The sequence below is a fragment of the uncultured Methanobrevibacter sp. genome, from assembly GCF_937906425.1.
Lineage (GTDB): Archaea > Methanobacteriota > Methanobacteria > Methanobacteriales > Methanobacteriaceae > Methanobrevibacter.
Map to the genome: position 1 here is coordinate 1 of NZ_CALCYR010000284.1, position 8,919 is coordinate 8,919.

General features: G+C 29.7%; 6 protein-coding genes. All 6 read left to right on the forward strand.

The window, feature by feature from the left end:
• On the forward strand, positions 1 to 966 hold a 966-nt coding region (locus Q0138_RS08415; protein WP_297983364.1), incomplete at its 5' end, for a BspA family leucine-rich repeat surface protein.
• A 5-nt stretch (positions 967 to 971) separates the two neighbouring features.
• Positions 972 to 2,774 carry a glycosyltransferase family 39 protein gene (locus Q0138_RS08420; RefSeq protein WP_297983367.1) on the forward strand — a complete coding sequence of 601 codons (1,803 nt, stop codon included), beginning with the start codon at positions 972 to 974 and terminating at the stop codon, positions 2,772 to 2,774.
• 23 nt (positions 2,775 to 2,797) lie between these two features.
• Positions 2,798 to 3,973 (forward strand): glycosyltransferase, encoded by a 1,176-nt coding sequence (locus tag Q0138_RS08425; protein WP_297983370.1) that lies wholly within the window; start codon positions 2,798 to 2,800, stop codon positions 3,971 to 3,973.
• 663 nt (positions 3,974 to 4,636) lie between these two features.
• Complete coding sequence (locus Q0138_RS08430; RefSeq protein WP_297983373.1) at positions 4,637 to 7,063, forward strand: hypothetical protein; 2,427 nt, start codon at positions 4,637 to 4,639, stop codon at positions 7,061 to 7,063.
• Between the two features lie 142 nt (positions 7,064 to 7,205).
• Entirely contained in the window at positions 7,206 to 7,712 is a 507-nt protein-coding gene (locus tag Q0138_RS08435) for an acyltransferase (protein ID WP_297983376.1), read from the forward strand.
• Between the two features lie 318 nt (positions 7,713 to 8,030).
• The gene (locus Q0138_RS08440) at positions 8,031 to 8,819 is read left to right on the forward strand and encodes a sulfide-dependent adenosine diphosphate thiazole synthase (protein WP_297983378.1); all 789 of its coding nucleotides are present in this window, start codon (positions 8,031 to 8,033) and stop codon (positions 8,817 to 8,819) included.
• Positions 8,820 to 8,919: the final 100 nt, after the last annotated feature.

Sequence of the window (8,919 nt, forward strand, 5' to 3'; positions counted from 1 at the left end):
AATATGAGTTATATGTTTTATGGATGTAATTCATTAATATCTTTACCAGATATATCAAAATGGAACGTTAAAAATGTTAATAATATGAGTTATATGTTTTATGGATGTAATTCATTAATATCTTTACCAGATATATACAAATGGAACGTTGAAAATGTTAATAATATGAGTTATATGTTTTATGGATGTATTTCATTGGTTTCTTTTCTTAATATTCAATTATCTAATATTTCTAATACTTTTGATAGAAACAATATATTTTATGATTATTTTAACTTTTTGAACAATATTGAAAATCCTGTAAACAATTTTATTAAAATAGAAAAACAAAATACATTGTTGAATAAATATGCTTTAAAAGGTCAAAAAATTCTTATTGTTATGTTATGGTCAAAGATTTTAATTTCAAATGAAAACTACTTTATTCACAAAGATTATTTATGTAAAGCAAGCCCTGAAAGTGAGTTTTGTCTAAAAGATATAAGTGATTATTTAGGAATAATTATTGATATAGTTGAGAATTATAGAAATGCCATAGAAAAAATAACTACTAAAGATAAAAATGGAAAATGCCCTTATTATTCAGTTTGGGTAATTAATGGTCCTCCATATGAAGATTTGCCTGATGGAACAAAAGAAGGATTTTTATTCGGACAATTTTTGGAGGTATTAAAATTATTTTGGGAAAAAGGAGGTGCTTTAATTTTTCTTGCAGGAGGATGGAAATGCCAATATCAAACAAATGAATTTTTGAAGATGCTGGATATCAATGGAAAAAAAGTCGAATTTTATCTAGTAGGAGATGATGATGAAAAAGGAACTATATGTCATCAAGGAGGGAAATTGTTAAATGGAGATGAAACAGGTCTTTTAAAGGATAAATCTCTATTTTCTAAAAAAAATGAAAAATGTTTAGGAATTGAAAGATTAAGTATAGGTCATAATTTAATTAATTTATTTGTGTGAGTGCTATGAATTTTAAAAAGTTTTTAAATCAAATAAATTTTAATCCTAAAGAGGATAGGTTTTATTTAAGCTTTTTAATATTATTCAGCACTTTACTGCTTATTTGCCTAATTGACTTTAATTTAAAACTTGGAATTTACTGTTCTGACGTTTTGGTTTATTTAACAAATGCATTGACTTTTGCTGGAGAGAGGGTAGCTAGTTCAAATACCTTGTATCTTTCTCCCGTAATCTGTTTTTTAACTTCAATCCTCTTCAGATTAGGTCTAAAGGGTGAAATAGCAATCTATATTGTAACAGGTTTATTTGCCATATTTGGGAATATTGGCCTTTATCTTCTTTTGAAAAATAAGTTTTCACCTCTTTTGTCACTTACAGGTTCTGTTCTTTTTTCAAGCTTTTCATTAAATCTTTTATGGTTGGCTAACGGTACATTGGACATTCCTGCAGTTGCATTGTCAATTTGGGTAATCCTATTTACAATTATTGCTGCGGATAAAAATGAGAAATTTTATCTTTTGGCTTTTCCATTATGGGTTATTGCATTCTTTACAAGATATACCGTTGCTCTAATATTGCCTTTAATGGTTTTATACTTCCTATTCAAGTTCAATTTCTTTTATTATTTGGATTTGATTCTTTCAGATTTTTCTTTGTTTAAAAAGGAATTTAAATCCCTTTTATCCACCAATAGGGCCAAATATTTTTTTAAGGGGATTAAGATATCCTTTGCAATTCTTGTATTGTTCTTAATTCTAATATCTCTGGCAGGATCTCCATTAAGCTTTTTAACTCAAGGTTCTGATGTGGTTTCAGGAGACAGAGGCAGTGTCATTGACAATGCATATACAACAGACACATGGTTTTATCTTCATGACTTTTTAAACTTCTTGTTTGCAAAGAAAGTCATTTTTGATGGAAATATTCCTAATTTAATAGGCGCAAATCCATTTGCCTATTTAATAATCTTTATTCTGGAATTTGGCTTGATATTGGCTTTGATTGCTTTATTTAGCAATAAATTTGATATTGCTGATGAAAATGATCTATTGGATTCTCATTTGGATTTTAATTCTAATTCCGATTCTTATAATATTTGTTTCAAGTCAAAATTAATTAATAATAAAACATTGGCAGCTTTAGCCATTATTTCATTGTTTTTATCTGTTTTAAGCTTTAAGATAAACGGCATAAGCAGTGTTTTCTTTTTATTGCTTTTCACTTTGGTCTTGGATTCCATATTGAAGGGGAATTTTGAGAGCTATTCAAAAGAGGGATATGGATTGATTTTACTTTTCATGGATTGGTTTTTAATTTATATGGTCTTTTTTACATTCTATGACATAAAGGTCAATCGTTATATTATTACATGCCTTCCAGCCTTTGTATTCTTTGTTGTTTTGGCCTTGAATTACATATATAAGTTTATTTTTCATGTATTGAATAATGATGCTTTAAGTCGAAAAATAGTATATCTTATTTCCATATTGATGATTTTGACATGTCTCTTTTCTGCATTTGGATTTACAGATTCTGTTGAGATGAATGAGGAGATAAACTCTCCTAAACTGATGGCGGATTATCTGATTGATTATGATGCCAATTATTCATTAAAGGAAGTTGCGAATTATAATGTTCGTTATTATAACTGGTTACTTAAAATGAACACCATTCCATTGGTTGATGAACGATTGTCCTATTTGGATTCAAGCAATATAACTTATTACATTTCAAATAATGAGGTTGAACTTGAAAACTATACAATGATTCATAGGGAAAATAATTTGTATTTGTATGAGCATATTTAGGAGATTTAAAAAGGAGTTAAATCATGAATATTTTACATATTGCACATTTCTTTTATCCTTGTCTCTCTGCAGGAGGTGTGGTTAATGCCAGTTATCAAATCGCTTCCAAACAGGCAGAGGAGAATTTTGTAAAGGTAGTCAGTTCAGATTCCTGTAAGGAAAGGATAAAATTTGAAAATTCCAATTATGATATTGATGTCAATGGAATCAAGGTTGATTATTATAAAAATCTTTCAAATAAGTTCAAGCTTGCAACAATGTTGGACACTCCTTTAAGGGCTCCATTCAGAATAAGGAAGGATATAAAAAACTTTGACATTGTCCATATTCATGAACATAGGCAGACTTTGGCTATCATTGTCACTTATTTTGCAAGAAAGAACAATATTCCCTATATTGTTCAGGCACATGGATCCGTTCTTCCCTTCTTTCAAAAGGAGGGGCTTAAAAATATTTTTGATAGATTCTTCGGCTTTAAAATTCTTCATAATGCATCAAAAGTCTTTGCCCTCAGTGAAACCGAAAGGCAGCAATACCTTAAGATGGGTGTTGATGAGGAAAGGATTGAAATTGTTCCATTGGGAATCAATACTGAGGAATATGATGATTTGCCTGATGAAGGTCTCTTTAGAAATAAGCATAATGTTTCTCCAGATGAAAAATTGATTCTCTTTTTAGGCAGAATTCATGAAATCAAGGGTTTAGGCTTATTAATTGATGCTTTTAATGATTTGATTAGGGAAAATGATTCTATTGGATTTAAATTAGCTATTGTAGGTCCTGATGATGGTTATTTGGATAGATTAAAGTCAAAGATTGATGAATATTCTCTTAAAGATGATGTGATAATTACAGGGCCTTTGTATAATCAGGAAAAGCAGGAAGCTTTGGTGGATTGTGACTTGTTTATAATGCCATCCAAATATGAGTCATTCACTACAAGTGGATTGGAGGCAATGGCATGTGGAAAACCACTGGTTTTAACTAAAAATAATCATATCTGGAATTGGGTAGACAATAATGTTGGTCTTGCTTGTGATGATGATAAGGAATCTTTAAGATTAGCTATTGAAAGAATAATTTTCAATGAAGGATTGTCTAAAGAATTTGGTGAGAATGGTAAAAGATTAATTAAAGAAAAGTACAATTGGGATAAGATAAATGATCAAATCTTAAAAATCTATGATGAGGTAATTTAGTTTTATTCTTTTCAAACTTTATCTTTGTGAATTTTTTCATTTTTTTATTTTCTTTTCATACTTTGTCTTTGTTATTTTTTAATTTTTTTTAATTTTTTTACAAATTTTTTCTATTTTTATTCTATTGATTTATTTTTTCAAATTGCCTTAATTTTATTATTGTTTTTTATTTTTTTCAATAATCATTATCTTTTTATTCTAATTATTTCTTAATATTTTTCTTTTTATTTTTTTAATTGATTTGTGTACTTTTTAAAAAATTATTATTATTTCATTATTTTTTATTATTTTTCATGATAAAAAATTTCTTTTCTATTTTTAATTATTTTATTTTTTCTATAAGTTTATTATATTAATTATTTTTTGATTTATTTTATCATATTTTTTTAAATTTTTCTTTTATAATCAATAAAATATCATTTTTTGATAAAAAATATCCATAACCTTTAAAAATGATAACTTACTTATATTATATTAGTATTGATTTAATAGGGTAATTTTTATAAATTTTTTCAAGATTTTTAGAAAATTTTCCAATATTTTAGAAATTTTTTTAATTTTTAGAAATTTTTTTAATTTTTATAAAAGTTTCCATTTTAAGTCAGTCTTTTTAAAAAAATTTTTTTAAGTTTCTGTTTTTATAATTGTGAGTAGGGAAAAAGCATGAAAGTTGTTGTATGTGAGAACTGCGGTGCAAAATATCAACTTGATGATGGGGATGATATTAATGCATTTGAATGTTCAAGTTGTACAGGGAGCTTAAAGGAACTGGAAAATTTTCCAAATGAAGGTTCTGCTTCCAATCAGAATTTTGAGGAAGTTTCGAATTCTGTTTTAGTATATTGTAAAAATTGTGGAATGAAATATCAAATTGAATCAGATGATGACATTAATGATTTTGAATGTACCAGTTGTGAAGGTCCTTTGGATTATGTATCTAATTTAAATGAGCAGGAAACAACTGCTTATGCCGATTCTACTGATTCCAGTTCTGATGATTTATTATATGCAAGCTACGACTCTCAAGACCCTACCTACTCCGATGACGATGAAATTATCCCTATTCATGCAGACCCTGATTACAATGAAGAAGAGTATGAGATTATCCCTATTCATGCAGAAAAAACTCTTGAAGAAAGAGCAAATCAAGAGGAATTTGTTCCAATCAATGAGGAAACTCTTAGTTATGGCACTGATGAATCTGAATTAGATGAGATTATCCCTATTCACGCAGATTCCAGTGTTGATGAGATTATCCCTATTCACGCAGATTCCAGTGTTGATGAGATTGTTCCTATTCATGCTGAGTCCGGTGTTGATGAGATTGTTCCTATTCATGCTGAAGAGGATTATGGAATCGTTCCAATTCATGAGGGTTCTAATGATGAATATGATGAAGATTACATGTCTGAAACTCAAATTCCAGATATTGATAGCTTGGAATCTTCTCCTATCTATTATGAGGAAGATCACTACTTTGCTGCTGACTATGATGATTCTGATGAGGAATACGAAATCATCCCTATCCATGCAGAAAAAAGATATCGTGAAACATCAAGAGACATATCTTCAGGATTTGCATTTAAGCCTGTAACAAACTATTCAAGCCAATATGATGAGTCCTATGGCATTGTTCCTGAAAATGATGATGAAAATGAAGAGATTTATGATGCCTTTGAAAATGGGCCGCTTGAAACTCATGCCCAAGTTTATGATGCCTTTGAAAATGAGCCGCTTGAAACTCATGCCAAAGCAGGTCATTTGGACAATGAGGGAAGACTTATAGTTTCCGAAGTTGAATATCCTGAAGAGGAACTTGAGATTGACGTTATTGAAACTGAAAGTCCAAAAAGAGCTAAAGCTGGTAGATTGGATAGTGAAGGCCGTCTGATTGTTGAGCAAACGGATGATGAAGAAGAGATTGAAGATGATCAAACCACATTGACCAATCTCGTTGAGGTTGTTGACATTCCAGATGATGAAAAGCCAAAATCTCCTATTTCACTTGCAAGACAGGCTTTATCTGAAGAGGATGAAAGATTATTCTCAAGAGCTCAAAATGAAATGGTCTTTGACAGCAAGGAAGAATATGAAGCATATAAGATAGCTCGTTTGAAATATTATAATGCATTATTGAATATCCTAAAAGAGGAATATATGCAATCCATTGATAAGGAACTTGCTGGCAAGTCTTCAATAAAAGGATTGTTCAAACGTGAGGATAAGAAAGAATCCAAAAAGGATTCAGATGATTCAAGCGCTCTTGTATCCAAGGAAACTGTTGAAATGATGAAATCACAGACTCCTAAATATGAGCCTAAAAAGACTTTTGCAGATATTTACATTCTTGCAGGATTGTTTATTTTAGTTGTAAGCGCTCTTTACTATTACTTTGTAAACAGGTGGATTTACATTCTGATTGCTGTAGCAATTGGTGTAATCATTCTTGTTTATGGTATGGTTAAAAAATACATGTTCAACAGTTATTTGGCACGTGGAAGAATTATTCGTGAAAGATTGCTTGCTCTTCCAAATGATTTCTATGTATTTTATGCAGTACAGCCACCTCAATCCAAGGACATTATAAATCACGTTGTTGTAGGCCCTACTGGTGTATTTACCATTTTATCCAAAAGATTTGATTCAAAGGAGTTTAAGAATAAGACCAAATCTGACAATGAAACCGGCAAGATGGTCAATGATTCTGCATCCATTCAAAATTATATGGACAAGAAGAACACTCTTGAACTTCAAACAGATTATGATGATAATCAATCCAGATTCCAATTTGGCAATGAGGAAATTCACTTTGTGGACAATAGTCAAATCAAGAGAAAGGCTTTGGAGTTAAATGAGGATTTAGCTATTTTCCTTGACAAGAAAGGATTTAGCGGAATCTATATTGAACCGTTGATTGGTTTTGTAAATGATGACTTGGCTATTTTAAATGTTATACTAACCAATGAGGATCTTTTCATTGATGAACTGTTCAATAAGATGATTAGAGGTCAAAGAAGATTGGATGAAATTACAATTGCAAGAATAGCAAAATTATTGTCCTATTACTCTGCTGACTGTTCAGTTTATTAAGGCTTAATTTTTAACTTTTTTCTTTTTTTATTTACTTTACTTTATTTTATTTTATTTTATTTATCTTAATGAATTTTCATTGATTTTTATTAATGATTTTTTAATTTTTCATTTTTTTATTCTTTTATATTAGAGGGAAAATATGATTTCAGGGATTTTGAATTTCTTTAAGGGCTTTAAGAGAAAATATTACACCTTTCGTGTAAAAAGGGTTTCAAAGTCCTGTGGAAATGATTTAACCGTTAATAATTTTTCCTATGTCACACCAAACACCACACTTGGAAATAATGTGAATTTCAATGGTATGAAAATACAGGGAACTGCAAATGTAATCATTGGAGACAATTTTCATTCAGGGATCGAATGCATGATAATCACTGACAGCCATAACTATGAAGGGGAAGCTATTCCTTATGATACAACTGTCATCTCTAAAAATGTGGTAATTGAGGAAAATGTATGGTTAGGAAACCGTGTAATCATTCTTCCAGGAGTTCATATTGGCGAAGGGGCAATTGTTCAGGCTGGAAGTGTTGTGGTAAATGACATTCCAAACTATGCTATTGCTGGAGGACATCCTGCAAAGGTATTCTCATCTCGTGACGTTGAGCATTATGAAAAATTAAAAAAAGAGGGTAAATTTCATTAATTAATTTTTTAATCTTTTATTTTTATTTTTTTTCAAGTTTTTTATTTTTCATTTAGGGTTTTATTTTTATTTTTTTTTATTCAAGTTTTTTTTATTTTTCATTTAGGGTTTTATTTTTATTTTTTTTATTCAAGTTTTTTTTATTTTTCATTTAATGTCTATTTATTGAGCATTGTTTTGTTTTATATGGATTTTAACAATATTTAAATATTTTTGAGAGCATAAGTAATAATGTAAATTAATGCTTTCATTTTTAATCATTATTAATGAAAATTAATTTATTTTAATTTATTCATTAAAATATTATGGAGGAAAATAATGGAAAAATTAGACGATATAATTGTTTCTAAAGCAATTATTCAAGAGTATATGAATGATTTTTTAGATTATACAGATATGGATGTAGCTATTGGTGGAGGAGGTCCATCTGGAGTTACAGCAGGTTATTATCTTGCAAAAGCAGGTTATAAAGTAGCATTATTCGAAAGAAAACTCAGTATCGGTGGCGGTATGTGGGGTGGAGGAATGATGTTCAATAAAGTTGTCGTTCAAGAGGAAGGAAAAAGAATCCTTGACGAGTTTGGCATCAATTCCAAAAAATTTGAGGAAAACTATTATGTTGTAGACTCTATTGAATGTACTTCAACCTTATGTTCCAAGGCTACCCAAGCAGGACTTAAAATATTTAATTTAATGTCTATTGAGGACTTAATGGTTCGTGAAAACGGAATCAACGGTATTGTATTAAATTGGAGTTCTGTTGAAATGTCCGGTTTACACATTGATCCATTAACTGTAAGGGCTAAAGCGGTTATTGACGCTACAGGTCACCCAACTGAAATTACCAAAATTGTTGAGAATAAGATGGAAGAGAAATTGAATACAAAGACAGGTAAGATTATGGGTGAAAAATCCATGTGGGCTGACAGGGCTGAAGGAAAAATCTTGGAAAATGTAAATGAGGTTTATCCTGGATTGTATGTAACTGGTATGGCAGCTAATGCAGTTCACGGTTCTCAACGTATGGGTCCTATTTTCGGAGGTATGCTTTTATCCGGAGAGTATGTGGCTAAAAAGGTCATGGAAGATTTAGAAAATAGAAAATAATTTTTCTATTTTTATTTTTTTATTTTCTTTAACAATATATTAATATTATAGTTAGTTACCAAACTTTTGTTATAAATGTTTCCAACCATGAGTCGCATAT